Annotated in this window: 27 protein-coding genes; 6 read left to right on the top strand and 21 right to left on the bottom strand. The window is 48.3% G+C overall.

Annotation, left to right across the window (positions count from 1 at the left end; translation table 11 throughout):
• The first annotated feature begins 7 nt into the window (after window positions 1-7).
• A complete protein-coding gene (nadD, locus tag HYN48_RS02965; RefSeq protein ID WP_108369716.1) occupies window positions 8-583 on the top strand; it encodes a nicotinate (nicotinamide) nucleotide adenylyltransferase in 576 nt (191 codons plus the stop codon).
• 230 nt (window positions 584-813) lie between these two features.
• On the top strand, window positions 814-1809 hold the full coding sequence (locus HYN48_RS02960) for an NAD(P)H-dependent glycerol-3-phosphate dehydrogenase (RefSeq protein WP_108369715.1): 996 nt from the start codon (window positions 814-816) through the stop codon (window positions 1807-1809).
• A 211-nt stretch (window positions 1810-2020) separates the two neighbouring features.
• Here HYN48_RS02960 and HYN48_RS02950 read toward each other — a convergent pair whose 3' ends face one another.
• From HYN48_RS02950 to HYN48_RS02940, 3 genes are all read right to left on the bottom strand, one after another.
• Window positions 2021-2428, bottom strand: a complete 408-nt coding sequence (locus tag HYN48_RS02950; protein WP_108369713.1) for a hypothetical protein — start codon at window positions 2426-2428, stop codon at window positions 2021-2023.
• Between the two features lie 106 nt (window positions 2429-2534).
• The gene (gene pheS / locus HYN48_RS02945; protein WP_108369712.1) at window positions 2535-3554 is read right to left on the bottom strand and encodes a phenylalanine--tRNA ligase subunit alpha; all 1020 of its coding nucleotides are present in this window, start codon (window positions 3552-3554) and stop codon (window positions 2535-2537) included.
• A gap of 89 nt (window positions 3555-3643) precedes the next feature.
• On the bottom strand, window positions 3644-4000 hold the full coding sequence (locus HYN48_RS02940) for a hypothetical protein (RefSeq protein WP_108369711.1): 357 nt from the start codon (window positions 3998-4000) through the stop codon (window positions 3644-3646).
• A gap of 106 nt (window positions 4001-4106) precedes the next feature.
• Here HYN48_RS02940 and HYN48_RS02935 point away from each other — a divergent pair, with 106 nt between their 5' ends.
• Entirely contained in the window at window positions 4107-4613 is a 507-nt protein-coding gene (locus tag HYN48_RS02935) for a CvpA family protein (protein WP_146171709.1), read from the top strand.
• A gap of 1 nt (window position 4614) precedes the next feature.
• On the opposite strand, the gene HYN48_RS02930 is transcribed toward HYN48_RS02935, so the two are convergent.
• From HYN48_RS02930 to HYN48_RS02895, 8 genes are all read right to left on the bottom strand, one after another.
• The gene (locus tag HYN48_RS02930; RefSeq protein ID WP_108369709.1) at window positions 4615-5358 is read right to left on the bottom strand and encodes a tetratricopeptide repeat protein; all 744 of its coding nucleotides are present in this window, start codon (window positions 5356-5358) and stop codon (window positions 4615-4617) included.
• 18 nt (window positions 5359-5376) lie between these two features.
• Window positions 5377-7128: a BatD family protein gene (locus HYN48_RS02925; protein ID WP_108369708.1), complete on the bottom strand. Its 1752-nt coding sequence runs from the start codon at window positions 7126-7128 to the stop codon at window positions 5377-5379.
• Between the two features lie 29 nt (window positions 7129-7157).
• Entirely contained in the window at window positions 7158-7922 is a 765-nt protein-coding gene (locus HYN48_RS02920; RefSeq protein WP_108369707.1) for a tetratricopeptide repeat protein, read from the bottom strand.
• 1 nt (window position 7923) lies between these two features.
• Window positions 7924-8961 carry a vWA domain-containing protein gene (locus tag HYN48_RS02915; protein WP_108369706.1) on the bottom strand — a complete coding sequence of 346 codons (1038 nt, stop codon included), beginning with the start codon at window positions 8959-8961 and terminating at the stop codon, window positions 7924-7926.
• A 6-nt stretch (window positions 8962-8967) separates the two neighbouring features.
• On the bottom strand, window positions 8968-9969 hold the full coding sequence (locus HYN48_RS02910) for a vWA domain-containing protein (protein WP_108373310.1): 1002 nt from the start codon (window positions 9967-9969) through the stop codon (window positions 8968-8970).
• A complete protein-coding gene (locus HYN48_RS02905) occupies window positions 9969-11609 on the bottom strand; it encodes a hypothetical protein (RefSeq protein WP_108369705.1) in 1641 nt (546 codons plus the stop codon). Before HYN48_RS02905 ends, HYN48_RS02910 begins: the two co-directional genes overlap by 1 nt.
• 16 nt (window positions 11610-11625) lie before the next feature.
• Window positions 11626-12492, bottom strand: a complete 867-nt coding sequence (locus tag HYN48_RS02900; protein WP_108369704.1) for a DUF58 domain-containing protein — start codon at window positions 12490-12492, stop codon at window positions 11626-11628.
• A gap of 82 nt (window positions 12493-12574) precedes the next feature.
• Entirely contained in the window at window positions 12575-13579 is a 1005-nt protein-coding gene (locus HYN48_RS02895; RefSeq protein WP_108369703.1) for an AAA family ATPase, read from the bottom strand.
• 215 nt (window positions 13580-13794) lie between these two features.
• On the opposite strand from HYN48_RS02895, the gene HYN48_RS02890 reads away from it, so the two are divergent.
• The 3 genes from HYN48_RS02890 to HYN48_RS02880 all read left to right on the top strand — a co-directional run bounded on the left by HYN48_RS02890 (window position 13795) and on the right by HYN48_RS02880 (window position 16771).
• Window positions 13795-14667 (top strand): aldo/keto reductase, encoded by an 873-nt coding sequence (locus tag HYN48_RS02890; RefSeq protein WP_108369702.1) that lies wholly within the window; start codon window positions 13795-13797, stop codon window positions 14665-14667.
• A gap of 42 nt (window positions 14668-14709) precedes the next feature.
• Window positions 14710-15459, top strand: a complete 750-nt coding sequence (locus HYN48_RS02885; protein ID WP_108369701.1) for an SDR family NAD(P)-dependent oxidoreductase — start codon at window positions 14710-14712, stop codon at window positions 15457-15459.
• 166 nt (window positions 15460-15625) lie between these two features.
• Window positions 15626-16771 carry an ATP-binding protein gene (locus HYN48_RS02880; RefSeq protein ID WP_108373308.1) on the top strand — a complete coding sequence of 382 codons (1146 nt, stop codon included), beginning with the start codon at window positions 15626-15628 and terminating at the stop codon, window positions 16769-16771.
• Window positions 16772-16895: 124 nt separating this feature from the next.
• Here the strand turns inward: HYN48_RS02880 and HYN48_RS02875 are convergent, their stop codons facing one another.
• The 10 genes from HYN48_RS02875 to HYN48_RS02830 all read right to left on the bottom strand — a co-directional run bounded on the left by HYN48_RS02875 (window position 16896) and on the right by HYN48_RS02830 (window position 26877).
• Window positions 16896-18326 carry a TolC family protein gene (locus HYN48_RS02875; protein WP_108369700.1) on the bottom strand — a complete coding sequence of 477 codons (1431 nt, stop codon included), beginning with the start codon at window positions 18324-18326 and terminating at the stop codon, window positions 16896-16898.
• On the bottom strand, window positions 18319-21486 hold the full coding sequence (locus tag HYN48_RS02870) for an efflux RND transporter permease subunit (RefSeq protein ID WP_108369699.1): 3168 nt from the start codon (window positions 21484-21486) through the stop codon (window positions 18319-18321). The genes HYN48_RS02875 and HYN48_RS02870 overlap by 8 nt, the downstream gene beginning before the upstream one ends.
• 26 nt (window positions 21487-21512) lie before the next feature.
• A complete protein-coding gene (locus tag HYN48_RS02865; protein WP_108369698.1) occupies window positions 21513-22595 on the bottom strand; it encodes an efflux RND transporter periplasmic adaptor subunit in 1083 nt (360 codons plus the stop codon).
• A 100-nt stretch (window positions 22596-22695) separates the two neighbouring features.
• On the bottom strand, window positions 22696-23082 hold the full coding sequence (locus tag HYN48_RS02860) for a hypothetical protein (RefSeq protein ID WP_108369697.1): 387 nt from the start codon (window positions 23080-23082) through the stop codon (window positions 22696-22698).
• Window positions 23083-23170: 88 nt separating this feature from the next.
• Complete coding sequence (locus HYN48_RS02855) at window positions 23171-23383, bottom strand: hypothetical protein (RefSeq protein ID WP_108369696.1); 213 nt, start codon at window positions 23381-23383, stop codon at window positions 23171-23173.
• A gap of 159 nt (window positions 23384-23542) precedes the next feature.
• Window positions 23543-24223: a hypothetical protein gene (locus HYN48_RS02850; RefSeq protein ID WP_108369695.1), complete on the bottom strand. Its 681-nt coding sequence runs from the start codon at window positions 24221-24223 to the stop codon at window positions 23543-23545.
• Window positions 24224-24345: 122 nt separating this feature from the next.
• Complete coding sequence (locus tag HYN48_RS02845) at window positions 24346-24744, bottom strand: hypothetical protein (protein WP_108369694.1); 399 nt, start codon at window positions 24742-24744, stop codon at window positions 24346-24348.
• Window positions 24745-24823: 79 nt separating this feature from the next.
• Window positions 24824-25561: a hypothetical protein gene (locus HYN48_RS02840; protein ID WP_108369693.1), complete on the bottom strand. Its 738-nt coding sequence runs from the start codon at window positions 25559-25561 to the stop codon at window positions 24824-24826.
• A gap of 53 nt (window positions 25562-25614) precedes the next feature.
• Window positions 25615-26091, bottom strand: a complete 477-nt coding sequence (locus HYN48_RS02835) for a hypothetical protein (protein WP_146171708.1) — start codon at window positions 26089-26091, stop codon at window positions 25615-25617.
• A 123-nt stretch (window positions 26092-26214) separates the two neighbouring features.
• Entirely contained in the window at window positions 26215-26877 is a 663-nt protein-coding gene (locus HYN48_RS02830) for a response regulator (RefSeq protein WP_108369691.1), read from the bottom strand.
• Window positions 26878-26880: the final 3 nt, after the last annotated feature.

Raw genomic sequence — 26880 nt, 5'->3', positions numbered from 1 at the left:
TCCCAAAATGAAAATAGGCCTTTATTTCGGAACTTTCAATCCCATTCACGTCGGGCACATGATCATTGCCAACCATATGGCGGAATTTTCCGATTTGGAGCAGGTTTGGATGGTGGTCACGCCGCACAACCCCCACAAGCAGAAAAGTACGCTGCTCGACGATTACCAAAGGCTGCATATGGTGCATCTGGCTACTGAAGATTATGCGAAGATTAAGCCGTCAGACGTGGAGTTCAAATTGCCGCAGCCCAGTTACACCGTGAACACGCTGGCACATATACTTGAGAAATTTCCGCAGCATGAGTTTGCGCTGATTATGGGTGAAGACAACCTGAATTCACTTCCGAAATGGAAGAATTCCGACTACATCCTCGCGCACCACGACATCTACGTGTATCCAAGGATTTCAGTAACAGCATCGGAATTGAAAAACCATCCGAGAGTGCACATGGTTGCCGCGCCCGTCGTGGAAATCTCCTCTACATTCATCCGCGAAAGCATACGGGATAAGAAAAATCCGGCGCCATTGCTGCCACAAAAGGTTTGGGAATATATCGATCACAACAACTTCTACAAAAAATAGAAGGCGCCCTGGAAAAGAAACGCCTTCTAACACCAAAAACAAAATTTATTAACTTCAATAATTATGGCGTATGACTAACCAACTAATTTCATACGATATAATAACGGCATACCTCGGGCGAGATTGTGCGGGAAAATCATAAAAAAGCGTTAAACATTTCGGGTTTTGAATGGATGAAGCGCGTCGGTATTCTTGAATTTTGAGTACTTTTGGAAACTAATTTTACGATGATGAGTGAACAACCGAAGTTTGCGGTAATCGGTGGCGGAAGCTGGGCCACGGCCATTGCCAAGATGCTGTGTGTAAACCTGAGCGAAATTGCGTGGTACATGCGCAACACCGATGCCATCGCACATATCAAGACCCACAGGCACAACCCGAATTACCTGAGTTCAGTAGAATTTGACGTCAGGAAATTAAAGCTCACTTCAGACATTAACGAGGCTGTCGCCTATGCAGATTATATCATCTTTGCGATTCCCTCCGCCTTTTTAAGCGGCGAGCTCTCGAGACTTACCGAAAGTCTGAAATCAAAAGTCATTTTCTCGGCCATCAAAGGGATTGTCCCTGAAACATTCTTGATTGTCGGCGAGCATTTCCATAAGGAATTTGGCATCCCGTATGACAACATTGGCGTGATAACCGGGCCATGCCACGCTGAGGAAGTGGCGCTCGAACGCCTCTCATACCTGACCATTGCCTGTGGTGATGAGAAAAAGGCCGAGATCATGGGCGACAACCTCGCCGGAAATTACATTAAGGTAAAAATCTCCGATGACATTGTGGGTACGGAATATGCGGCGATGCTTAAAAACATTTACGCGATTGCTGCCGGGATTGCGCATGGTTTGGGCTATGGCGACAACTTCCAGTCGGTATTGATGAGCAATGGTATCCGGGAAATGAAGAAGTTCATCAGGAAAGTACATAAGATGAAGCGCAACATCAATGATTCAGCCTATCTGGGTGATTTGCTCGTGACGGGATATTCGGTGTTTTCAAGGAACCGTATGTTTGGGAATATGATTGGGAAAGGCTACACCGTCAAAAGCGCCATGATGGAAATGAGCATGGTGGCCGAAGGCTACTATGCCGTCAAGAGCGCTTACAAACTCAACGAGGAATATGGCGCGAAAACGCCCATCATCGATGCCGTATACAATATTCTATATGAGGGCAAAGAGGCGCGGAAAGTGTTTAAGAAATTAACGGATAAGCTGGATTAGTATGAGTGAAAGGTGGAAATTCCAGATCAGGACGGGAGTATTTTGGGGCGTTTTTATGTCATTTTTCCAGCTCTTATTTGAAATGAAACGTACCCCAGTTACCACCCAGCTCAGTGACGTAGGATTTTACGTAGCAACGCTGGCACAAATTTTAGTGGGTATTTTTGTTGTAGGTTATTTCAGTTGGACCTCGAGACCCAAAAAAAGCTGATTACCTTACAATTACACCAGGTTTCCACAAATGCGGCACGTCTTCCATATTGTTTTCGTTAATCGAATTCGCGCGGAAGATGTATTTGCGGTCGTAAAGGGTCTTCCCGATAAAGAAAGTGACCATGAATTCGTTGTTCAGTACCAAAACGCTGGCTTCAATCATCTCGATTTTAACTGCCGACACGGCAGGCATTTCAACCAGTGCATGACGCAGCAGCGACGTCTTGCGCATTTCGCCGTCAATCGTGCCGAATGCTTTTGACACCACCATGATATCATGTAGGTCGTTATCGCTGTCATTGACAAGATACACGTTCCAGACATTGCTCATGAAATCGTCGCTCCATTCCTGGACGGCGGCCATAAATACATTGTCTATTTCGGGGATGGTGATGTCTTTTCTCATTTTGAACTTTGGAATTGGCGCTGTAGCCCGGATGGAAGCGGCATCCTTTTTCTGCCTTCTTTAGGCGGGAAAAGATAAAGCGGACAGCCGGAAATAGCTCCTGAAATTAAATACTGGTCTTAAACTGCTCCAGAAAGCGTACGTCATTCTCAAAAAACATGCGGATGTCATCGACCTGGTACAACAGCATGGCGATGCGCTCGATCCCCATCCCGAAAGCGAATCCGTTGAATTCATCGGGGTTGATGCCGCAATTGCGCAGGACATTCGGGTCGACCATGCCGCAGCCCATGATTTCGAGCCAGCCCGTTCCTTTGGTGATGCGGTAATCGGTTTCGGTCTTGAGTCCCCAGTAAATATCGACTTCCGCACTTGGCTCGGTAAAAGGGAAATAGGAAGGGCGCAGGCGTATTTTTGATTTTCCGAACATTTCCTTGGTGAAATACAAAATCGTCTGTTTCAGGTCTGCGAACGAAACGTCCTTATCGATATACAAGCCTTCGACCTGATGGAAAATACAATGCGAGCGTGAGGACACGGCTTCATTCCTGAACACGCGGCCCGGCGAAATCGTCCGTATCGGCGGTTTGTTGTTTTCCATATAGCGCACCTGCACCGATGAGGTGTGTGTCCGCAAGAGCATGTCCGGGTTGGTCTGTATAAAAAACGTATCCTGCATGTCGCGCGCCGGGTGGTATTCGGGAAGGTTCAACGCGGTGAAATTATGCCAGTCGTCTTCAATCTCGGGCCCTTCGGAAACGTTGAACCCGATGTTTGAAAACACATCCGTAATCTGATTCCTGACTAACGAAATAGGGTGGCGCGAACCGATCGACACCGGCTCGCCGGGACGCGACAAATCGCCGTAAATGCTTTTGGTTTCCTGGCTGTTTTCCAGCTGCTCCTGCAGGGTTTTCAGTTTCTCCTCAGCAATGTTCTTAAGGGTATTGATAACCTGCCCGAATTCTTTTTTCTGGTCATTCGGCACATTTTTGAATTCGGCGAAAATCTCCTTAATCAGGCCTTTGCTTCCCAGGAATTTGATGCGGAAGGCTTCGAGCTCTTCCTTCTTTTGCGTTGAAAAAGCCTGTGCTTCCCCGATATATTCTTTAATCTTGTCTATCATCGTACGTATTATAGCAGCTGCAAATTTAAGGTATAAAGTTTAAAGTTTACGGCCAGCCGAAACATTATGCGGGAAACTTTAAGCAAAATTCAACTGATGACTTCCTTTTCGAGGAAATAGTTCACAATGGCTTCTTTCATCAGCACGGATTGCTCCCCGGCTTTGAGCGGCGGCAGCATTTCCCTGACCTTGTAATGCGGCCAGCCTTCGTGGTCTACGTAATCGAATTCATAATAACCGTAAGGCTCCAGCACACGGCAAATCGCAATATGCATCAGGTTGAGCTTTTCATCCTTCTTGAACTTTTGGTTGAATTTGCCGTATTCCTGCAAGCCGATCAGGTAAATGATGGCGTCAAGATCAAGGTCCTCACCCTGTGAAAACTGATCTGAAAGTATCTGGACAAGCTGTTCCCAGCGTTCTTTTAATTGTATATCTCTGGACATGGATGGAGTTTAGAGGTGATTTCACGGATTGACTGCCAGATCAATTCCTGAGGGCAAAGATAACCCAATTGCGCAAAAGTACTATCTTGCCGGTTTAAATGAGGTTATGTTTTTACTCGATCTGGTATTTGCAGGTTTTTTGATTTTTGGGATCCTGAGCGGACTCTGGGACGGTTTCTTCGCCGAACTCGCATCGCTCCTGTCTTTGTTTGTCGGGATTTTTGCCGCTTTCAGGTTTTCATTTGTACTCAGGGATTTGCTTTCAGGCTACGTTTCCTGGCATCCGCAAACAGTACAGGCCATTGCCTTTCTGCTGACATTTGCCGCGGTGGTTCTGGGTGTGGCCGTGCTTGGGAAAGTGTTAACGGCCTTCGCCAATTTCAGCGCGTTGGGATTGTTCAATAAGATTGCCGGCGGCGTGCTCGGACTGGTAAAGGCATTCCTCATTCTGGGTGTTGCCTTTGTTATTTTCGAGAAATTCAATGCGAATGGGCGCTTTGTGGAAAAAGAAACGCTTGGAAAATCGGTACTTTACCCCAAAATCCTCAAGACAACCACTTGGATTTATCCGTCACTACAGTCGTGGATTTCCGGGGCCGTCAACACCGTCTGAACTATCGGATTTCCTTTATCGATTCAGCCTGGACCCAGCCTTCGGTCTGGTCTGAAATCCTGACTTTCCGCCAGACATCCAACGTGTCCGTAATCGATACCTTGGTACCCTCGTGCAATACGAAAGCATCCTGTGCGTCGGCTTTCGGTTCGGTTTTCACCGGAAGTACATCGTCAAATACAATCGCCTCACGGTCGTCGGCGTTGGCATTTTTCCCGATAAACGCAGCGCCGGTGCTCAATCCGATAACGACGATTGAAGCAAACATGCCCATGAAAAACAACCTTTTCCGAAGCGCTTCCGCAGAAAAATAGTAACCCGCAAACAGCAGCAGGCACACAAAAGCGAAAACCACCGCTATCCAGGCCCAGCTGTCGTAGGCGAAAATCCCGGCTGCATTTTCGATCATTTTGAGAAAACCCACGTGCGGAACGTCCTTCACCTCGTCGATTGCAGCTTTTTGGGCGAACTTCAGGTTGTTTTTTATTTCCGAATCGTTCGGGCTCAGGAGCAGCGCCTTTTCGTAGTTGTAAATCGCGGGCGCGATTTTGTGCAGTTTGTAATAGCAATTGCCGAGATTAAAGTATAATTCGGCCGAATGCTTCCTGGTTTTCAGCACACTTTCATAGGAGTCGGCCGCCTCGGCATAATGGCCTTTGCGGTACAGCGCATTACCTGTTTCAAATCCGCTTTGGGCGAAAGAAAAAGAAACCGAAAGCAACAATAAATACAGTATGTTTTTCATTTTCTGCTGATCTGAAGGTTAAATTTGTTTTTCAAGTGCGGAGATGATTTCGACGGCCTTGTCATAATCATTGTGGATGGCCACGCTGGAAGCCGGTGCGTAACGTGCCAGTTCGCAATTTTCCGTCAGCCGGAGGAACTCCGATACGGTGTCCGGATTGGCTTTTCGCGCCAGAAGGATGTCGCGGATTTTTTCCTTACTCATCTCGGAAGTTTCGATCTGCGTCTTGGCTTTTAGGAAATTGTGGAGCGCTTTTTCGAGTGCCACATAAAACAATTCCTTGTTGTCCAGTTGTCGTTTGGCTTCCGACAGGAATTTTTTCGCCAGTTTGTTTGACATTCTCGTCCTGTTACCGGCAACGTCAGCGTCGATAGCCTGTTTTTTTCTTCGGAATCCGATTAACAACGGAATGCAAAGGAATGGCGCGGTAAGCAATCCATAGAACAGGTTCGAGCCGAGGAAATCTTTTTTGTGAATGGGTTGCAGGTTTGTTTTGAGCTTGATGAACTCAAAATGGTCCGTTTTTGAAATCTGTTGCTTGTTTGCGCCCACGCTGGCAGGCGTACTCCCTTCAGAAGGCGACGGACCGTCGAGCACCCTGATTTTTATTTCTTTGGAAACAATCGTCCTGTATCTGCCGCTGCTCAAGTCATAATAAGAAAACGTCATCGGTTTGATCAGGTAATCGCCTTTGTATTGCGGAATGATGGTGTAATTGTCGGAAATTTTCCCTGACATCCCTGACAATGGCGTGCTTACCTGCTCCTTGTGTACGGGATCATACATTTCCAGGGCTGTGGGCACCACAGGTTTCGGGAGGTTGAACAGTTTGAGGTTGCCGGTCCCGCTGACGCTCACGTTGAGCTCGAGGCTTTCCCCGTTCCTGAGTTCGGTTTTGGATGGGACCACCTTAAAGTCGAAGCGTCCTACGGCACCAGTGAAATCGTCTGGTTTTCCGGCTTCGGGCAAAGGTTTGACATTGATGGTGCGTGCGCCGGCCGAGACGCGTTTGTTGTCTTCTTTAATTAACGCCTGTCCCCAGAAATTACGCCGGTTTGTAGGCACCTGCACATCGAGGTCAAGCGACAGCGGCGCTATGGTCAGCCTTCCTGATTTTTGCGGATACAGCACTACTTTCTTAAGGACCACGCAACGCACGCGTTCGCCGTTATAGGTCGCGTCTTCGGCCTTAAGCTCTTTGATTTCAATATTCTGGCTCCAGAAATCGTTATATTTCGGCTTGTCCAGTTCCTTGAAATTACTGAGGCCGATGTTGTAGCTGATGTACAATTTGTAAACCACAGTAATCGGCTCGTTGATGTACGGGGTCGCTTTTGACACATCAGCGACCAGGTGGATCGCATCATCCGCCGAAATTGAAGTATCATTGGGGTCTTTTGGCATTTCGACCGCATTGGTCACGGTAATCTTAATCGGTGTGGTTTTGTAAATCTGGCGACGGATTTCAATCGATGCCTGCTTGATGGTCAGGGTACCCTTCTGCGTCGGCAAAAGGAAATAAGAATAGGTCTTGTTGAATGACATTTTACCATTAATCCACGACTGACTGACCTGTTGGCTTGGGCCGGCGACAACCTTGAAACCTTCAAACGCCGGCGGTACGAAATTGTCGCCGTCGTCGTTCATCGAAAAGTCGACGCGCAGCCTTTCATTGAGGCCCAGCGTGGTTTTGCTGGCTTTTGCCTCAAACTGCACCTGGGCGCTGAGTCCGTGGAAGGCTATCAAAAAAAGGAAAATCAACTTTTTCATCTTAATTCATTTTGTTTTGTACAATCAGGCTACCAGTCCTTTTCTGTTTGTACCGGTTTCCCTTTGAGTTTTTTGGTGTTTACTTTCTGCTGTACTTTCTTTTCTTCGTTGTTTACGGCTTCGAGCAGGTTCTGCAGGCGTTGTTTGGAGATGCCGTCCTTCGGTTTGGGCTGTTCCTTCTGGTCGCCTTGTCCGTCCTTCGGTTCGGGTTTGTCCTGTCCATCCTTATTCGGGTCTTTCTTATCCTGCCCTTTATCCTGATCCTTTTTCTGGTCGTCCTGCTGTTTTTGCTGGTCTTTCTTTTGCTGGTCTTTTTTGTTCTGATCTTTCTTTTTATCCTTGTCGTACTTTTTTGGCGGATTTTTTTTCAGCAGGCTTTTCGCTAAGGCATAGTTGTAGCGTGTGTGTTCGTCGGACGGGTCGTTGATCAGCCCGTTCTTATAATCGTCCACCGCTGCCTCATAATTTTTCTGCTTCATGTGGATGTTCCCCAGATTATGGTAAGCGCGGTGTTTTTCTTCCCTGCTTTTGGATTCCTTAATGACTTTCTGATAGGCCAGTGCCGCCTCGTCAGGCTGGTCCTGAAGGTAAATCGAATTGCCCAGATTGAACGTGGCAGCGGTTTTGTTTTTAGTGAACTTCGATCGTGAAATGCGGTAATCCGTTTCGGCATCGGCATATTTTTTCTTCTTCATCTGCTCGTTTCCGGACGGCAGGGAGAAGTCTTTTTCCCTGGTTTGCGCCCGGACGGCAAAACCCAAAAGGATCAGTACGAGTATGGCTATTTTTTTCATCTTATCCCTTTTCATTAAACAGATTCAGTTTCTTTACCCAGCTTGTTTTTTTGTCCAGCAGGAACACGTCAAGCAACACGAGTGCCAGTGCGATCCCCAGGAACCACTGGAACTGGGAATTAAAATCAGTGAATTGCACCGATTTAAACTGTGTCTTATCAATATTATCCAAAGCCTTTTTCACGTAATTCAGCACTTCTTTCGTGTTATTTCCACTGACATAACCTTTGCTGTTTTTTGAAATGGCCTGTAGTGCCGGCACGTTCAGCTTAGTCAGTACCATCTGGTCATGGCTGTCGCGCTTGTAGCTTTCCACAATGCCGTTCTTTTTTATCGGGATGGGACCGCCTTTTTCAGTGCCCACACCGATGGTAATGATTTTCATACCGGCCTTTTTTGCCTCCTCGACCGCTTCCTGCGCGCCTTCGCCGTGGTCCTCGCCGTCTGAAATTAAAATCAGCAATTTGCTGGTTTTCTTGTCTTCATCCTTAAAATAACTGGCCGACATCCTGATGGCATCATCAAGGGATGTGCCTTGCGACGACACCATATCGGTATTCATGCTTTCAAGGAACATTTTGGCAACGCTGTAGTCTGACGTCATTGGCAATACCGGAAACGCGCTGCCGGCATACGCGACAATCCCGATGCGGTCGTTCGTAAACTGGTTGATAAGCTGCGAGACGAGTTGGCGGCTTTTTTCGAGGCGGCTCGGCGCAATGTCTTCGCACAGCATGCTTTTTGACACGTCAATCGCAAACACGATGTCTATACCCTCGCGTTTTACGGTTTCGGTTTTCGTGCCGATTTTCGGGTTTACCAATGCCATCACGAGGCACGACAACGCCAGCAGGACCACGATGAGTTTCAGGATGTGCTTGAAAACGGACTTTTCAGGCGTGAGCTTCCGCACCAGCTCGCGGTCACCGAACTGGCGTTGCTTTTTCCTTTTCCAATATAAATTATAAAGAAAAATCAGTACCAGTGCCGGGATGGCAAAAAGCAGGTAAAGGTATTTCTGTTCGTCTAATTCCCACATAATTTATTAAATAAAGCTCCTGAAAACGGTTTTCCTGAGTAAGATTTCTGCGAACAGCAGCCCAAAGGCGATCAAGATTAACGGCCTGAACTGTTCGTCATAATCGTAAAATTTAAGTTCCTGTATTTCCGTGGTTTCCAATTTATTGATGGCATCATAAATGCTTTTCAGCCTGCTGTTGCTCGTTGCACGGAAATATTTCCCACCGGTTTTTCCGGCGATGCTTTTCATCAGTCTTTCGTCGATTTCCACCTGGGCCATTTTGTAAAGCAAAGCGCCATTTGCAGCGTATGCGTACGGCGATTCTGCCATCCCATTGGTCCCGAGCCCAATCGTATACACTTTAATCCCGAATTCCTTCGCGATATCAGAGGCCGTTTCCGGCTCGATGAAACCGGCGTTGTTCACCCCATCGGTGAGCAGGATTACGATTTTGCTTTTGGCCTTGCTGTCTTTGAGGCGGTTTACTGCGGTGCTCAATCCCATCCCGATTCCTGTTCCGTCCTGAAGTTGCCGGTCAAACCGCACTTCAGATAATGCTTTTTCCACCGCCTCCTTATCGCTTGTTACGGGCATTTTCGTATAGGCTTCTGAAGCATACAATACGAGTCCGATGCGGTCATTGGGGCGTTCCTTCACAAATTCCGAAGCCACTTTCTTCAATGCGTCGAGTCGGTTGGGCTTAAGATCCCGCGCAAGCATACTGCCGGACACGTCAATCGCCAGCACGATATCTACACCCTTGGTTGTCTTGGTTTTGCTGCTGATATCCACTTTCCGCGGCCGCGCCATCCCCACGATAATTAATGCGATGGCCAACAAACGGAACACAAAGAGCAGCGGTTTTAATTTCGGGAGAAACGAACCTGCCTGCGCGAACCCTTTAAGTGAACTGATTTTCAATGACGCCTGCAATTGCCTCCGTTGCCAGATTTGCCAGGCAATGAGCACCGGAATGACTGTCAGCAGCCATAATAATTCGGGATTCAGAAATGAAATGTCCTTCATCATGGCGTTTCGGTTATAAGTTCTACAGATTTCATGAGCTTATCCGTAAGCGGCTTGGCATACTTATCGTCTTCCTGATGCACGACAATTACTTTCTGCAAACCATTGCCCTGGTGAAAATAAATCATTTCATATGCCATCTTGATGCTCTTGCGGTTTTCGGCATCTACCCGTATGTAAGTACCGTAAGCTTTCATGCCGACGGAGCCGTCCTTATCCGTATAATCTTCCTTAAATACCGTAATGCGCTGGGCACCTTTCTTTTCAAATAACTTGATTTCCCCTTCGATGGCGTTGTCCAGGTTGATTTCAGGCTGCTTGCCGTCAGCATTGTCTTTGTAAGTATTTGTCGCAACCATGATGCCGAAATCCGAGTAAATATTGCCGTATTGGAATGTCTGCATATCCTTAATCAGCTGCATGGCGTCTTTGGGCAGGAAATCTTTCGCATTGATCCTTTTCAGCACTTCAGGCGTTTGCACCTGGATGGCGGGGTTGCCGTACTCGCTGGTAATCCATTCGCCCTCAAGCAAGGTCTTTGTCGGATGCCCGAACGTGTTGTCCAGCACATAATCGAGGCCTTTGACACTGATGAGTATCCCCAGGGAAACGACCAGCACACCCAGAATCGAGGCTGCCGCAACAATGGCATTTTTACGTTTCTTCTTTTTGAGCAGCCTGGCCTTCATCAGTTCGTCCAGTTCGCTCGTATCTTCTTCAATGACTTCTTCCGGGACGGCCTTGTGGATCAGGACAATCGAGCTTTCAACACGTTTTTTATCTTCGAGGATTTCAAAATCCTGGGGCTTTGATTTGGCGAATTTGACGAGATCGGCCTGCTTCAATACTTTTTCCAGATTGATGAACGTATCCTGCGACAAGGTCATTTTCTTCTGGTTTGCCACTTTGCGTAGCGCTTCGATCAGTTCTGTGGTGGTGCTTTCCATCGCAGGGATGTGGATTTCCTCTTCAATGTAGTTCCTTGCAATATCCGTGAGTTCCGAATAATAGGATTTCACCTCTCCTTTTTGCCACAATTGCTTGTTTTCAAGATTCTTGAGCAACGACGTCGCTTTTTCAATCGGCGTCTTATAAACGTCCTCCTGTATCTTCTTGTTTTTAAACAACCCGAATACATAATAAGCCAATGCGCCGGCGATTACGATCAGCGTTGCCGCGGCGAGGCACCACCACCACCAGCTTTTTGGCGGCGTTTCCACCTGGATGGTCGGTTTGATATCGTAGAGTCCCTGCTTAAGCGTGTCTACCTTTACGTTAGCCACTTCCACCCGCAGAGAATCCGAAAAAAAAGGTTTCTTATTAATGAGCACCTTAAGTTTCGGAATCAGGTAACTGCCGCTGTCAAACTGCGTAAGCCCGTATTTTTTAACCAACTCATAACGCGCGCCCTTTTTTACCGTATCCGGTTTTTCATCGCGGATCACCATCATGGACCCGAAATTTGGTGCTTTCGGGAACACCACTTTTGCGGTGGTATCGACGGTGGTTTTTAATGTCAGGTTAAACTGGGCCCCGATTTTCTGCTTCTTTTTATCGATGCCCGTCGTGATTTTACCCTGCTGAGGGAACGCGGCCAGTGCGGCGAGGGAAAGAATCAGGGAAAGAATGTTTTTTTTCATTTTTGGGATCGGGAAATTAACTCCTGGATTTAAAATATCCAAGCAAACGGGTGACATAACTTTCGTCCACACGGGTACTTACTACGCCTGAGCCGCACCTGCGGAAGGTTTCGTTGAAGTAGGCCACTTTGCCCGCATAGTATTTTTCATACGCGGTCCGCACCGATTTTGACCCTGTGTTAACCAATTGCAGGTTGCCGGTCTCGGCATCTGTCATTGGGACCATTCCGATGTTCGGCATTTTTTCCTCCCGCGGATCATACACACGAATGCCGGTGAGGTCGTGCTTTTTTGAAGCGATTTTTAAAGGCTGCTCAAAATCATCGGACATGAAGTCAGATATCAGGAATACGATCGCTTTTTTCTTTTGCGTACCCGAAAGAAAGCGCAGCGCCTGGGCGATATCGGTTTTACGGCTTTTCGGCTCGAATTCTATCAATTCGCGGATAATGCGCAGCACGTGAGATTTTCCCTTTTTTGGAGGGATGTACAATTCAATCTGGTCCGAAAAAAGGATCAACCCGATTTTATCGTTATTCTGTGTTGCCGAAAACGCCAACGTGGCTGCAATCTCAGTCACGATCTCGTTTTTAAACTGGCTTTTGGTACCAAAACTCTCAGAGCCGGAAATGTCGACCATCAGCATCATCGTAAGTTCGCGCTCTTCCTCGAAAATCTTGACGTAAGGCTCGTTGTAGCGCGCCGTGACATTCCAGTCAATAGCACGGATATCATCGCCATACTGATACTGCCGCACTTCTGAGAAGGTCATACCGCGCCCTTTGAACGACGTATGGTATTCTCCCGAAAAAATGTGGTCGCTCAGCCTGCGGGTCTTAATCTCTATCTTACGGACTTTCTTTAAAAGCTCTTTTGTATCCATTGGGGATGTTTAAAGTTTAAGGCTTAAGGTTTCTGCGCATTGTGTCAACTTTGAACTTGAAACAGTAAACTTTGAACAAATATTAAGGGACCTCGACTTCGTTAACAATCTTGTTAATGATGTCTACCGATGTGATGTTTTCGGCTTCCGCTTCGTAAGTTACCCCAATCCTGTGACGCAATACGTCGTGCACCACTGCGCGCACATCTTCCGGGATCACATAGCCGCGACGCTTGATGAAGGCATAGCATTTCGCTGCATTGGCCAGGTTGATGCTGCCACGCGGAGACGCGCCAAAACCGATAAGCGGTTTCAGGTTCTCAAGTTTGTATTTTTCAGGGTATCTTGTGGCGAAGACAATGTCGAGGATGTATTTCTCTATTTTCTCATCCATGTAAACCTCGCGTACGGCCTGTTGCGCACGCAGGATCTGGTCTACAGAGACCACCGGGTTGACTTTTTCGAAACCGCCCCTGAGGTTTTGACGGATAACATGGCGTTCTTCCTCCATTTTCGGGTAGTCGATGACGGTTTTCAGCATGAAACGGTCAACCTGCGCCTCAGGCAGCGGGTAGGTACCTTCCTGCTCAATCGGGTTTTGCGTAGCCAGTACCAGGAACGGCTTGTCGAGCTTGAAAGTGGTGTCGCCAATGGTGACCTGCTTTTCCTGCATGGCCTCGAGCAACGCCGATTGGACTTTTGCAGGGGCACGGTTGATTTCGTCTGCGAGTACGAAATTGGCGAATATAGGTCCTTTCTTTATTGAGAATTCGTTGGATTTTATGTTGTAAATCATCGTACCGACAACATCCGCAGGCAAAAGGTCGGGCGTAAACTGGATCCTGCTGAACGAGCCCTGTACCGCCTGCGACAGCGTATTGATGGCCAGCGTCTTGGCAAGTCCCGGAACACCTTCCAACAGGATGTGCCCCTGTCCGAGCAGCCCGATGAGCAGCCTTTCGATCATATGCTTCTGGCCTACGATGACCTTGTTCATCTCCAGGTTCAAAAGTTCGATAAAAGCGCTCTCCCTTTCAATTTTCTCATTGATCGCCCTGATGTCTAAAGCGGCAGTATTTTCTTCCATAATTTGATATTTGTAGCTTTTGGATTGGTCAGATAATTTTGACGGTGCAAATTGAATTTTTTTTCAGTTTGAGGATGTTAAAAAATGGTTAAAAATTCTTTCAAACCCCTGCATTTAAGGATGATTTGTGATTTTGTTTTTATATTTTTAAGAACTTTATCCGAACGGGTCTCAGCGCCCTGAAAACGGGCAGTGTCAATCCTAAAAACAACGACTTGAACAAGACCAAATTATCACCCATTGTTGCCGGAACCATGAATTGGGGAATCTGGGACAAAAACCTCACTGCGACTGAGATGGCACACATGATTCATCTGTGTGCAGAGCAGGGCATTACCACGTTTGACCATGCCGACATCTATGGTTCTTATACCACCGAAGCGACATTCGGCGAAGGATTTTTACAATCGCGGATTCCCAGGGAGAAAATACAACTGGTTACCAAATGCGGTATCCAGCATATTTCCCCAAACCGTGACAATAAAATCAAGCATTACAATTACGACAGGGATTATATCGTGTGGTCGGTGGAACAGTCACTGAAGCACCTCAACACCGATTACGTTGACGTCCTGCTGCTGCATCGCCCCAGTCCGCTGATGCAAGCCGATGAGATTGCCGAAGCGGTCGAAAGACTGCAGTCCGAGGGCAAGATTATCGATTTCGGCCTCTCGAATTTCACCGCCTCGCAAACTGAGTTGATCCGTCAGAAAACCAGCGTCAGTTACAACCAGATACAGTTTTCAGCCACCCATTTCGAACCCATGCTCGACGGCAGCCTCGATTACATGCAGATCCACCAGATCCGGCCCATGTCGTGGAACCCGTTAGGGACAGTTTTCAGGGAAGACAATGGGCAGACGCGGCGGTTAAAGCAACTGTTTGCGACGCTCGTGGACAAGTATCATTACGGTGCCGATACTTTGCTCCTGGCATGGGTCATGCAGCATCCGGCGGGCGTCATTCCCGTAGCCGGGACAGTGAATGTTGCGCGCATCCGCGCGTTGATGGCGGCGTCGGAGTTGAAGCTCGAACGCGAAGATTGGTTTGCCATCTGGGCCGAGAGCATGGGTACTGACGTGCCTTAGATTATCCAGGTTACTCACCTTAAAAAAAATAAAAACAAATCAATGAAAACAGCATTAATTACCGGTGCGACAAGCGGCATCGGAAGGGCTACCGCGAGGCTATTTGCAGAAAACGGGATCAGGCTGGTCCTTTGCGGCCGCAGGGAAGACCGGCTTGAGGAACTACAGGCCGAACTTTCCGGGAAAACCCAGGTGTACACATTGCAGTTTGACGTGCGTGACCGGGAGGCCGTGCTGCAACAGATTCATTCATTGCCCGAGGCTTTCGCCACCATCGATATCCTGGTCAATAACGCCGGAAACGCACACGGACTGGGTCCGATACAGTCGGGTAGCCTCGACGACTGGGACGCCATGATCGACAGCAATGTGAAAGGACTGCTGTATGTTTCCAAAGCGGTAATCCCCGGGATGACCGCCCGAAACAGCGGGCACATCATCAACATCGGATCGATTGCAGGAAAAGAGGTGTATCCAAACGGCAACGTATATTGCGCCACGAAGTATGCCGTGGATGCATTGAACAAAGCGATGCGTATCGACCTGGTGCAGCATGGCATCCGGGTGGGCGCTATCCACCCGGGCATGGTCGAAACAGAGTTCAGCGAAGTGCGCTTTAAAGGTGATACTGAGAGGGCCGCGCAGGTCTACCAGGCCTTCACCCCGTTGCGTCCCGAAGATATCGCAGACATTATCCTTTTTGTGGTCACGCGTCCTTACCATGTCAATATTGGCGACGTGGTGGTGACACCGACCGCGCAGGCGACCGCAACGATTTCGAAGAGGGATTGAAACGCATTCGGGATCAGGGTATGAAATCCCTCCCTGTAACCCGTGCCGCGTTAGGGATGGAGGCGGTATCCTTTTTTAATGGTCCGCTCGTGCATTTATGGATACACGCGCCATTAAAAAAGATAAAGCCGATAGCCCGGCCGGAGGCAACGCCCAAAAAATAATTATGATAAACAAACGCCTTTTGATCAAGAACCTGCTCGCGCACAACGACGAGAGCAGTTTTTATGACAAAAAAAGGCAGCTGAACCTGCATTCGCGCGAGGGCAAGGCAAAATTCCTGAAGCACATCTGCGCGCTGTCGAACTCGAACCCGACAAACAATTCCTATATCGTAGTGGGTGTGGAAGACCACGATAACGAGATTGTGGGCGATGATTTCTTTGATGACAGCCGCATCCAGAACCTCGTGAACGCTTTCCTCGAACATCCGCCACGCATACAGTATGAAAATGTGCCGTTCCCGAGTTTGCCCAAGGACCGCGTGGTGGGATTGGTGACGATCAGGCCTAACAATAAGACGTCCTATTTCAAAAAAGGCATCCACACGATCCCTGCCAATAGCATTTTCATACGCCGTGGCAGCAATTCGGTTCCCGTGGACGGCATCGCGGAAAAGAGTTACCAGAATGCTGAAACGGTGGTCGGGATTGAAAACAATTCGCGCAACAGCATCGGGTATACGCTTGACGGCGTGATTGACTTCATGAATTTCAGGCATCCGGACATGGCGCCGAAGTATCGGGTTTTCAAGGAACTGTTCGTGATCTGCTGGGCAGGCATCCCAAAGCGGGTCCGCGATAAGACGTACCTTTCGCGTGTCGACATCGAGCTGATCAATGAGCAGGTCAAATTGTTCTACTCAGCCCAGGATGAGGTCGATATCACTTTTGATGACAATACCTTTACGATCACCGAATTTGTGCCGCTGGGGCTGAACGACAAGACCAGCTATTACCCGCTGGAAAAACTGACGATCCATTTTTATGACAACGGCTATTACCGCATCGACCGGGAAATGCTGTTCCAGCCGCCTGAATTTAACCGCAAGATGCTGTATCATATCTATAATGCCAACCTCTCGCTGATACAGCAGCTGGAAAAAGGATTGCCACTGACGGACCGCGACCGGCGCGATCTGGAAAACCTGCCGTCAACCTTCATGATTTGTTACCTCAATGGCTTTGAGGAGGCAAAGCAGAAACTGATTGATGCCAAACTGGTACTGAAACCTTTTCCTAAAGTATACCTGTCGTTTAAGGAAGCGTTGCGGATCTTGCGCAAGATGAAGTATGATAAGGGCGGAGAGTAAAGCCAGTTGCGTGTTTTCGTGTTCGCGAAGATGGCCGACGGTTTACAGCTCCCCCGGAGTTAGTCATCCTTTTTGGAGAATAGTAAAAAAAACCGACATCGCTGCCGGTTTTTACACATTCAGATTATTTCCAACCCCCGCCCAAATCCCGGTACATATGCACCGCGGCGTTGAGTTGCTCTTTCCTGGTTTCGATCAGCTCCAACTTTGATTCCAGGGCATCACGCTGCGTCATCAATACTTCAAAATAGTCAGCGCGTGCTGATTTGAACAGGTCGTTCGCGATGTCTATCGAGGCGTCGAGTGCCGCCACCTGTTCTGACCGCAAGGAGAAGCTTTTCTGCAGGTTTTCGATTTTCGAAAGCTGGTTCGATACTTCCAGGTAAGCGTTCAGGACTACGCGTTGGTAGTTGTAAAGCGCCTGCAGCTGACGGGCGTTGGCACTGCTGAATTCAGCCTTGATCGCATTGCGGTTGATCAGCGGCGCGGCGATGTCACCGGCGAGCGAATACAAAACCGACTCGGGGAACTTCAGGAAGTATGATGGACGGAACGCCTGCAACCCCACCGAAGCGGAGATATCGAGCGACGGGTAGAACTCGGCGCGCGCGACTTTCACATCGAGTTTTGCCGCGGCCAGCTCGAGCTCGGCCTGCCGGATATCAGGACGGTTTTGGAGCAATTGTGCGGGAATTCCCGAGTTGATGCCTGTAATTTGCAGCGTGGTAAATTCCGGCTTGTCCCTGGTGATTTCCTGCGGGAAACGGCCCAACAGGAAGTTGATCCGGTTCTCGGTTTCTTTAATCTCCTGCAGTATATCGTACTCCATGCTTTTGGAAGCGGCTACCTCGGCACGGAATTTCTGGACGCCGAGCTCGGTGGCGCGCGCGGCTTCCTTCTGTACCCGTACGATGTCCAGCGCGTCATTCTGCAACGCGATGTTCCGGCGCACGATGTCGAGCCGGCTGTCCAGTGAAAGCAACTCATAATACGACTCGGCGACTTCGGCGATCAGATGGGTCGCTGCGAAATTTTTACCTTCCACGGTCGCGAGATATCGGCTCACGGCAGCCTTTTTAGCATTGCGCAGTTTCTTCCAGACGTCGACTTCCCAGTTTGCGTAAGCGCCCAGCGCCAGATCGGTCAGTGGGTCAGGCATTTCGCGTCCGGGTGTAATTTCAGTGGACGCATCACCCGCCCCCTGGCTGGTATAGCGGCCTACTTTTTCCACACCCGCCGCCGCTTTGATCCCTACGGTTGGCAGGATTGCGCCTTTGCGCGCGCGGACGTCATTCTTCGCCATCTCAATTTCCTGTTGGGTAATTTTGAGTTCCTGATTGTTTTGCAGCGCGATGTCAATCAGTGCCACCAGATTTTTGTCAGTGAAAAATTGTTTCCACGGCTTGCCCGCTGTATTGACGGTATCTGAACTCGTGTTGTAAGAGGGCGGCAACGCAGTTTGGCTTTCTTCCATCGGGATAGCGGGTGCCTTGCAGCCGGTAACTGCAAGGCAGAGTGCGATTGTGATGAGGTAATATGTTCTGGATTTATACATTGTGGTCGATTTCTTCTGTTAATGGATTTTCTTCCTCGTTTTTTACGAATTTGGTTTTTTCGGAAATGGTAGCGAAAATGTAGTACAGTCCAGGGATGATGACAACCCCGAAAATCGTACCCATCAGCATGCCGCCAAGCGCCGCCGATCCGATTGTACGGTTACCCACCCTACCCGGACCGGTAGCGAAGACGAGCGGGATCAGTCCGGCTACGAACGCAAATGAGGTCATCAGGATAGGACGGAAACGCGCTACCGACCCTTCGATCGCGGCTTTGAATACCGAATCGCCGCCACGGTGCCGCTGTACGGCAAATTCCACAATCAGTACCGCATTTTTCCCGAGCAGCCCGATAAGCATGACCATGGCGACCTGCGCATAAATATTATTCTCGAGACCGCAGAGCATGAGCAATAAATAGGCTCCGAAAATCCCCGCAACGAGCGACAGGATTACCGTGAGCGGCAGGATAAAGCTCTCATACTGCGCCGCCAGGATCAGGTATACGAAGGCAAGGCAGATCAGGAAAATGTAAATCGCCTCATTCCCACGGCCGACCTCGTCCTTCGAAATTCCGGCCCAGTCAATACCGAAACCGCGCGGCAGTTTCTTTTCGGCCACCTCTTTGATCGCATTGATGGCCTGGCTGCTGGAGTAGCCCGGTGCGGCCTGCCCGCTGATTTCGGAGGCATTGTACATATTGTGGCGCGTGATCTCAGACAAGCCATAGACTTTCTCCATTTTCATAAATGCTGAGAACGGGACCATTTCATCGCGGTCATTCTTGACGTACAATTTCAGTATGTCTTCAGGCAGCGCGCGGTATTCGGGTGATGCCTGCACCATGACCTTGTACTGTCGGTCGTACTTGATGAAGCTGATCTCGTAGTTACTCCCCACCAGAGTCGCCAGCGTATTGGTGGCATTTTCAATAGTAACCCCTTTCTGCTGGGCAATGTCGTTGTCAATGTGCAGCATGTATTGCGGAAAACTGGCACTGTAGAAAGTGAATACCGAAGAGAGTTCGGGGCGCTTGTTGAGTTCCCGTACAAAGTCGTTGCCGACCGTTTCCATTTTTTTGTAATCGCCCGAACCGGCCTTATCAAGCAACCGCAATTCAAATCCGCCTGCCGCGCCATAACCCGGAACGGCGGGAGGCTGGAAGAATTCGATGGTGGCGCCGGCGATGTCTTTGGATTTTTTTTCCAACTCCTCGATGACTTCCTGTGCCGAATGGCTTCGGTCTTCCCAGCTCTTAAGGTTGATGAGGCAGGTACCCGAGTTTGCGCCGGTACCTTCTGTCAGGATTTCGTAACCCGCCAGCGACGACACCGATTTCACATCGGGAATGCCCTGCGCTATTTTTTGGAGTTTTTCCGCAATTTCATTGGTCCGTTCGAGCGTCGCACCGGGCGGGGTTTGGATCACGGCATAAAACATGCCCTGGTCTTCGTTGGGTATAAACCCTGTCGGGAGCGAATTATTCAGGAAATAGATGCCTGCGCAGAAAGCCATCAGCATGCCCAATGTCAGCGCGCGGCGGTTTACAATCCTGCCCAGGAGCGACGTATACCTTCCCGTAAGCCTGTTGAACCAATTGTTGAATCCGTCGAGCAACCGGTTCATTGGGGTCTTTTTACGCGGTTGCCCATGCGTATTCTTAAGCATCATCGCGCACAATGCGGGCGTGAGCGTGAGTGCGATCACTCCGGACAGGATGATGGACGTGGCCATCGTGATGGAAAACTGCCGGTAGAAAATCCCGACCGGGCCTGACATAAACGCCACGGGAATAAACACCGCCGCCATTACGAACGTGATTGCGATGATGGCGCCGCTCACTTCATGCATCGCCATTTTGGTGGCTTTTAAAGGCTTGAGGTGTTTTGTTTCCATATTGGCATGCACGGCCTCAATCACGACAATCGCGTTATCTACTACAATTCCGATTGCCAAAACCAAAGCGAACAGCGTAATGAGGTTAAGCGTAATACCGAAATAGGACATGAAGATGAACGTCCCGACGAGCGACACCGGTACGGCGATGGCCGGGATTAGCGTAGAACGCCAGTCGCCAAGGAACAGGAACACGACGAGTCCGACGAGCAGGAATGCCTCAACAAGCGTGTGCAGCACCTTCTCAATCGATGCATCGAGGAATTTGGACACATCGTAGCTGATTTCATAATCCATGCCCTTAGGGAATGAACTCGCCTTGATTTCGGCCAGTTTTGCCTTTACATCCTTAATCACCTGGCTGGCGTTACTGCCATAGGATTGTTTGAGTACGATGGCCGCAGAAGGCCGCCCGTTGAGGTTAGAGTAAATGTCGTACATCGAGCTGCCGAACTCGACGTTCGCCACATCCTTAAGGCGCAGGATTTCGCCGTTCGGGCTCGCCTTGATGACGATGTTGTCGTATTGCGCCTTGGTCGTAAACCGGCCCGGGTATTTGAGCACGTATTCGAATGTTTCCGATCTTTTGCCCGAGCTTTCACCGGTTTTTCCGGGCGAGGCTTCGAGGCTTTGCTGGGCCAGTGCCTCCATGACTTCATCGGCAGAAATTTTGTATGCAAGCATTCGGTCCGGCTTGAGCCAGATGCGCATCGCATATTCGCGGTTTCCAAGGATGTCGGCGTCGCCCACACCGTCGACCCTTTTCAATTCGGAAAGCACATTGATGTCGGCAAAATTATAAAGGAATTTCTGGTCTGCGCCCGGATCCTTGCTGTACAGGTTCACATACAGCAGCATATTCGATTCCTCGCGCGTGATCTTGACCCCTTCGCGCACGACGAGCGGCGGCAGTTTGTTCACCACCGACGCGACACGGTTCTGAACGTTCAGTGACGCCTGATTTGGGTCGGTACCGAGATTAAAGATCACCTGTATGGAAGCCTCGCCGTCATTACCGGCATCTGAGGCGATGTATTTCATTCCGGGGACGCCGTTGAGGGCGCGCTCCAGCGGGATCAGGACTGATTTGGTCATCAATTCGTTGTTTGCGCCCGGATATTCCGCGGTCACATTTACTTTTGGCGGCGAAATCGACGGGAACTGCGTCACCGGCAGCTGTACCAGCGCAATCGCTCCCAAAAACAATATCATCAGCGATATCACGATGGACAACACCGGCCGCTGTATAAATTTATTAAACATGGCTTAAATTTTTTAGGGAGTTAATGCTATTCTGCTTTGAGTCTCAGGTGCGAAATGACTTCCTTCGGCTGCACATAAGTAAACCGGATCCTGTCGTCATCCTTTACCGTTTGTACGCCATCAAGCAGTATGCGGTCGGTTGCGGAAATGCCGCTTTGCACTATATATAGATCGGGAAGCTCCCCTTTGATGGTGATTTCGCGTGACTTTACCGTATTGTTCTTATCCACAACAAAGACATACATCTTGTCCTGGATCTCATAAGTCGTTTTCTGTGGGATGATCAGCGCGTTTTTCACCGGAACGGTCATCATGACCTTGCCCGTTTCGCCATTGCGGAGCAATTTATCAGGATTTGGGAAGCCCGCGCGGAAAGCGATGTTACCGGTTTCATTGTCAAATTCGCCTTCAATGACTTCCACTTTTCCTTTGTATTTTAAAGGTTCGTTGTTGGCCAAAAGCAATCCAACTTCATTGTTGCCGCGGTCTTTTATATCGGTCTGGTAGCTGATATATTCCGGTTCCGACACGTTGAAGTAGGCGAACATCCGGCTGTTGTCTGAGAGGCTCGTGAGCAGTTCGCCCTCATCGATCAGGCTGCCGAGCTTTAGCGGGATGCGGTCGATGGTACCCGCAAACGGCGCCCGGATTTCGGTAAAGCCCAAATGCAGTTTGGCCAATGACACTTCGGCCCTTGCCTGGTCGAGTTTGGCCTGGGCCATTGCCTGCTCATTTTTGGATACTACATTCTTGTCTGCCAGGGTTTTTGCGTTCTGCAGTTCGATGGCGGCGGCTTTCGCCTCGGATTCAGCCTTCAATAATTCAGCCTGGTACAATTGCGGCATGATACGGAACAGCAGTTGGCCGGCCTGCACAGACTGGCCTTCATCGACATAAATATTTTGGAGGTAACCTTTTTCCTGCGCGCGGATTTCAATATTGCGCACCGATTTGATTTGGGAGACATACTCCTTTGTAAACGAAGTGTCTATCACTACCGGGCTGGTTACGGTAAACCTGCCGGTTTCTTCTTTTTCTTCTTTTTTAGTGGTGCACGCCACGGCGCAGCACACGGCCATAAAGCCTGAAAGCATTACATTTCTGGTCATAGTATTGATGAATACGGGGATTAATGAGTTGGATTTAAGATAAATCAGTACAGGCCGGCAGGCGTTTCATCAGATTGAAACTTGTTGCCGGAATCCTGTCTCAAATCCGTAATACCCTGAATGTAATGTAAATGGGGGCGTGGCAGATAATGCCCGGAGGGGTAAGGCTTCGCGCGCCGTGAGAGGCCTTTATAAGCGAAACGGGTGCTGTGGTATGCAGGTAGTACAGATCGGGCCTGTGGGCTAACGATCGCGCAGGAGTGTTGTCCTTTGCCGTGCCAGAACCCGAAAAATCCTCGTCAGCATCCCTGTCCGTATCCTCGAACAGGTTCTTTTCGGATTCTCCCGAGCTGAATTTTTGGATTGATGCCGTCGGTTTTGAAGCTTCAGCGAAGTGTTTGCCCTGCAATTGTGCGGCCGCATGTGCGCCGTTCCCGCCGGATAGCAGGAAAAGGCAAAAAGTGACTATGGCGTATAGCGCTCTCATTTCGGGCGGTAAAATAACGAAAGATTGAAAAAAGAAATCACGGCCCTAACGAAAAATTAACACAAAAGATCGGCGAACCCGCCTGACATTATTTCTGTTGCTTTTCTGCGTTTGTAACGATTCGGTTTACAATGACGTACGATATTAGCGCCAGCAGCAGGAAATCATTGGAGGCGTCGTCAAGCTCGGGATAGCGTTTACCCCTCCCAAGGGAGAAGTAGTAATATAGGATGCGTAGCGCAAGCGCCGCCAGGATGATCAGCGAGGGGATGAGGTATAACCTGGTTATTTTTGCGGGCATAATCTTTCCTTTTTGTCAATCCACCAATGCCGGCGGTAATTGTGCAGCAGTTTACCGACTGTGTTGCCTTGCGCAAGGTAAGAAAAAATGGCGTTTTTTAGAAAAGCAAATAGCAGGAAAGATCCTAACGCCGCAGGGCCTACCACTCTGTTTCCTGTCTTACCACCGGATCAGGTGGGTGTCCCTTACACGCTCCCATTTTGGATTGTGTTTCTGAAGGTAGGACTCAAAACCCCGCTCGTGCCTGGCGCCATAAAGGATCACGATTTTCGTCTGTGGCGCATTGGCCACCAGCCCGGCCAGGTGTTCATTCCTCTGTTGCAGGACCAGGGTTTCGATGGCGTCACTGTCAGTTTTCCGGCAATGGTATTTTTCATCCAGTCTGGTTTTCCAATCGCACTCGGACAGGATGATTTCGCCTTTTTCCTTTTCGTACAGGCCGACCAGTACGTTGATGGGCAAATCTGCATTAATGTCGGTAGCCTTATGTACACCCACGTTTTCATCTGTCTGGCTGACGTAGCCTTTAACTGCAAACTGTTGGGTGCTTTTGTTGTTCGGGTCGGCGTAGTGGTTTGGCACGAGTCCGATGATTGTGCGGAATTTGCGCAGTGCCAGATCTTTCTGTACACTGTCGATCGACTCCGACATCGACACGCCTTCGTAGTAGACCGTATACCCTTTGGTCCGGAACGAGTCGACGATGGTTTTGATCCGCGCAAACCGCTCAGGCCGGTTTACATGGCACATCGGTACGAATTGGACGTCTTTTTCGCCATCACTGAAATGCCACACCAGGAAGGTGGCGTTGTAGTTGCTGACGACCATGCGGGTCATCATCTTGCCGCAGGACAACAGGGTGAACGCGGCCAGTGCAAAAAAACCATTTTTTTCATATCAGCTGTTTTAAAAAGCCGGGACCAATGTCCCGGCTCTGATTGTATAAAAATAACGGAAAGATGTCACTCCTTCTTTATTGTAATGATCACATCGTCTTCGAATTTGTATTCGCCCCTTTTATAGATATCCTTGCTGGCGAGTACGACTTCGTAAGTGTAGATTCCTTTAGGCAGGTTGAACACGCATTCCTTGCCGTCGTTCTGGACGACCATCTCTTTTTTGATGTCGTTGTCCTGGCTGTCTTTCCCTTCGAGCCGGAAGGTGATCTTCTCGGCCAGCTTGTTTTTGACGCAGACACTTTCGATGGTCCTGCTGTCTTTCTTAGGGTCCGTCTTCGCGACTTTCAGGATGCTGAGGCCCCCGAGTAATAACTCCCCGGCTTTGAGGGTTTTGTCGAGGTCGGATTGGGGATAGGAGAAGGAAGGAAATATGATTATCAAAAGGCAAAAAAGGGTTTTCATGGCGTGGAAATTTTGATTTTGTTGTGGCGTAGTTATTGTTAAATTAAGACAGTGCTCATATTGATGAATCTTGGATAATCTACCACCTTATCAATGGGTTATTGTGAACGAAGTGCCAATTTGCATCAAATTTCTTCAAATCGTTTTCGAAATTTTTCTGATGTTCTGCACCATACATAATAGCAATTTTTTTATGTTTAGAACGCGTAACAAAGTTAGCTAGATGGCGGTTCCTCAACGTAACCACCATAAATTGTTGATCGCTGATATTTAACTTGTGGCAATTGTATCTATCTGAAAACGAAGTTGACCAATCGCAACCTTCTAGCACTATTCTTCCGCGTTGTTTCTCATACATGGAAACGAGCGTATCGACAGATAAGTCGGCCTGAATATCTCTTTTGCTGTCAATACCGGTGTTTGTTGCAGTCTGCATTACATAACCTTTTAACGCAAGATTTTTATAGGCATCCTGTGTTTTATCCGAATAATCACCGGGCACTATTCCGACAATCTTTCGGAATTTTCGACTTACAGTGTCATTATGCGCGAAGTCTTCGGAATTTTTGAGCTTTACGTTTTCATAATAAACTACGTATCCATTTTCTCTGAGTGAGTCAGTAATTTGTTTGATTCTATCAAACTTTTCGGATTTATTAATATGAGACATCGGAATAAATTGAACATCCTTAATTCCATTTGTATAATGCCAAACCATGAAGGTTCCATTGTAGTTATTTACCATAAACTTTGTCGCCATCTTCCCACATGATGTTAACACGGAAATAATTAGCATGGACAGTGTTATTTTTCTCATATTTCATTTGTTAGAAACGCCAATCTTTTTTGAAAAGATTGGCGTTGAAGTTTTTAGCCTAATATTTGAATCAATGTGATAATTGCAGGAAGTATTTTTTCACTTGCATTAAACCAGCAATCAGCTTTACACTTTCCCCGTCCCTTAATTTTTGTGCCGTCTGGGTTGGTAAAGGTCTTTTTGCATTCGGTTAAGCAATCCGAAAGGCTTTTCCCTTCGGCGGTGTCATCGCTGAGTTTATTTGCGTTGACAACAAAATAATTTGTGGTAACCGTCGTGTTTCTGATCATATTGTCTGAAAACTCCAGACTGATTAAGCCGTTGCCTTCGTCAGGCACTACAAATTTCATTTGACCCTTCTCGGTTTTACCGTCTTTGGTTTTAAAAGACACGTCATAAATGATTGTTTCTGAGGAACCTGCCGGACTCTGTCTGAACGATGGCAGCTCCATTTTTACAAATTTGGTCTGTGCATTGGCGGTTAGTGTAAGCATGCATGTGGCGAATAGAGATAAAATTAATTTTTTCATGGTAATGATTAATTAAAAGTTTATAAAAATTTACATTGTCAAACGTACTGCAGTAATTTGATATCGTAAAGCTATATGCTTTTCTAATCAGACTTTTACGGATTTTCCGTACCAAATGTTAAATTATATAAAACCAAGTCTTTTTGCTTCCCGGATGATGTCTTCATCCTCTCCTTTTTCAATACACAGATAGTCCTTTATGATTTGTTTCCTTTTTTCAATCGCGCTTTTGGATATGCCAAGGATTTCAGGCATATTTTTCATTTTGACACCTTGTGACAGCAGCGTAATGATTTCGCGGTTGACATCGTCCAGGTATTTTTGTCGCGATAACAGTTCCTTAACGCCGGAATTGACGGTGTCACTGTAATATTGTTCTCCGGAAACAATCAAACCGAAGGCCTTCAGGAGTCCGTCGCCGTTGAAATCACTTTTGACCATCAGCCCTTCCGGCGCAATTTTCCTGATGAGCGTGTACAAAATGAATGCCTCTGCATGCGAAGTGATCATGATGATCTTGGTTTTCGGCCAATGCCGGCGGACAAGCAGCGCCAGGTCCTCTCCTGAATGGATGTTTTTCTCAGGAAATGGCGGCAGGCTTAAATCGATAAATGCAACGTCAAATCTTCCTGTTTGTGCGGGATGGGTGATGAGCGCATAGGCATTTTCGCTGTTGTAAACGGCTGTAGTTTCAATCTCGTATCCAAAATCGTTGAGACTGAGAATTACTTTGTATCCTTCGATTTGGGAAGGGTGATCGTCAATCATTAAAATACGGATGAGCATACG

Source organism: Flavobacterium magnum, from assembly GCF_003055625.1.
In the GTDB taxonomy this organism is placed as follows: Bacteria; Bacteroidota; Bacteroidia; order Flavobacteriales; family Flavobacteriaceae; genus Flavobacterium; species Flavobacterium magnum.
This window is presented reverse-complemented; position numbering and strand designations above follow the sequence as displayed.

Excerpts from the sequence above, each read along its gene's own strand:
- nadD (WP_108369716.1), top strand. The coding sequence starts at position 8 with ATGAAAATAGGCCTTTATTTCGGAACTTTCAATCCCATTCACGTCGGG.
- HYN48_RS02960 (WP_108369715.1), top strand. The coding sequence starts at position 814 with ATGAGTGAACAACCGAAGTTTGCGGTAATCGGTGGCGGAAGCTGGGCC.
- HYN48_RS02950 (WP_108369713.1), bottom strand. The coding sequence starts at position 2,428 with ATGAGAAAAGACATCACCATCCCCGAAATAGACAATGTATTTATGGCC.
- pheS (WP_108369712.1), bottom strand. The coding sequence starts at position 3,554 with ATGATAGACAAGATTAAAGAATATATCGGGGAAGCACAGGCTTTTTCA.
- HYN48_RS02940 (WP_108369711.1), bottom strand. The coding sequence starts at position 4,000 with ATGTCCAGAGATATACAATTAAAAGAACGCTGGGAACAGCTTGTCCAG.
- HYN48_RS02935 (WP_146171709.1), top strand. The coding sequence starts at position 4,107 with ATGTTTTTACTCGATCTGGTATTTGCAGGTTTTTTGATTTTTGGGATC.
- HYN48_RS02930 (WP_108369709.1), bottom strand. The coding sequence starts at position 5,358 with ATGAAAAACATACTGTATTTATTGTTGCTTTCGGTTTCTTTTTCTTTC.
- HYN48_RS02925 (WP_108369708.1), bottom strand. The coding sequence starts at position 7,128 with ATGAAAAAGTTGATTTTCCTTTTTTTGATAGCCTTCCACGGACTCAGC.
- HYN48_RS02920 (WP_108369707.1), bottom strand. The coding sequence starts at position 7,922 with ATGAAAAAAATAGCCATACTCGTACTGATCCTTTTGGGTTTTGCCGTC.
- HYN48_RS02915 (WP_108369706.1), bottom strand. The coding sequence starts at position 8,961 with ATGTGGGAATTAGACGAACAGAAATACCTTTACCTGCTTTTTGCCATC.
- HYN48_RS02910 (WP_108373310.1), bottom strand. The coding sequence starts at position 9,969 with ATGAAGGACATTTCATTTCTGAATCCCGAATTATTATGGCTGCTGACA.
- HYN48_RS02905 (WP_108369705.1), bottom strand. The coding sequence starts at position 11,609 with ATGAAAAAAAACATTCTTTCCCTGATTCTTTCCCTCGCCGCACTGGCC.
- HYN48_RS02900 (WP_108369704.1), bottom strand. The coding sequence starts at position 12,492 with ATGGATACAAAAGAGCTTTTAAAGAAAGTCCGTAAGATAGAGATTAAG.
- HYN48_RS02895 (WP_108369703.1), bottom strand. The coding sequence starts at position 13,579 with ATGGAAGAAAATACTGCCGCTTTAGACATCAGGGCGATCAATGAGAAA.
- HYN48_RS02885 (WP_108369701.1), top strand. The coding sequence starts at position 14,710 with ATGAAAACAGCATTAATTACCGGTGCGACAAGCGGCATCGGAAGGGCT.
- HYN48_RS02880 (WP_108373308.1), top strand. The coding sequence starts at position 15,626 with ATGATAAACAAACGCCTTTTGATCAAGAACCTGCTCGCGCACAACGAC.
- HYN48_RS02875 (WP_108369700.1), bottom strand. The coding sequence starts at position 18,326 with ATGTATAAATCCAGAACATATTACCTCATCACAATCGCACTCTGCCTT.
- HYN48_RS02870 (WP_108369699.1), bottom strand. The coding sequence starts at position 21,486 with ATGTTTAATAAATTTATACAGCGGCCGGTGTTGTCCATCGTGATATCG.
- HYN48_RS02865 (WP_108369698.1), bottom strand. The coding sequence starts at position 22,595 with ATGACCAGAAATGTAATGCTTTCAGGCTTTATGGCCGTGTGCTGCGCC.
- HYN48_RS02860 (WP_108369697.1), bottom strand. The coding sequence starts at position 23,082 with ATGAGAGCGCTATACGCCATAGTCACTTTTTGCCTTTTCCTGCTATCC.
- HYN48_RS02855 (WP_108369696.1), bottom strand. The coding sequence starts at position 23,383 with ATGCCCGCAAAAATAACCAGGTTATACCTCATCCCCTCGCTGATCATC.
- HYN48_RS02850 (WP_108369695.1), bottom strand. The coding sequence starts at position 24,223 with ATGATGACCCGCATGGTCGTCAGCAACTACAACGCCACCTTCCTGGTG.
- HYN48_RS02845 (WP_108369694.1), bottom strand. The coding sequence starts at position 24,744 with ATGAAAACCCTTTTTTGCCTTTTGATAATCATATTTCCTTCCTTCTCC.
- HYN48_RS02840 (WP_108369693.1), bottom strand. The coding sequence starts at position 25,561 with ATGAGAAAAATAACACTGTCCATGCTAATTATTTCCGTGTTAACATCA.
- HYN48_RS02835 (WP_146171708.1), bottom strand. The coding sequence starts at position 26,091 with ATGAAAAAATTAATTTTATCTCTATTCGCCACATGCATGCTTACACTA.
- HYN48_RS02830 (WP_108369691.1), bottom strand. The coding sequence starts at position 26,877 with ATGCTCATCCGTATTTTAATGATTGACGATCACCCTTCCCAAATCGAA.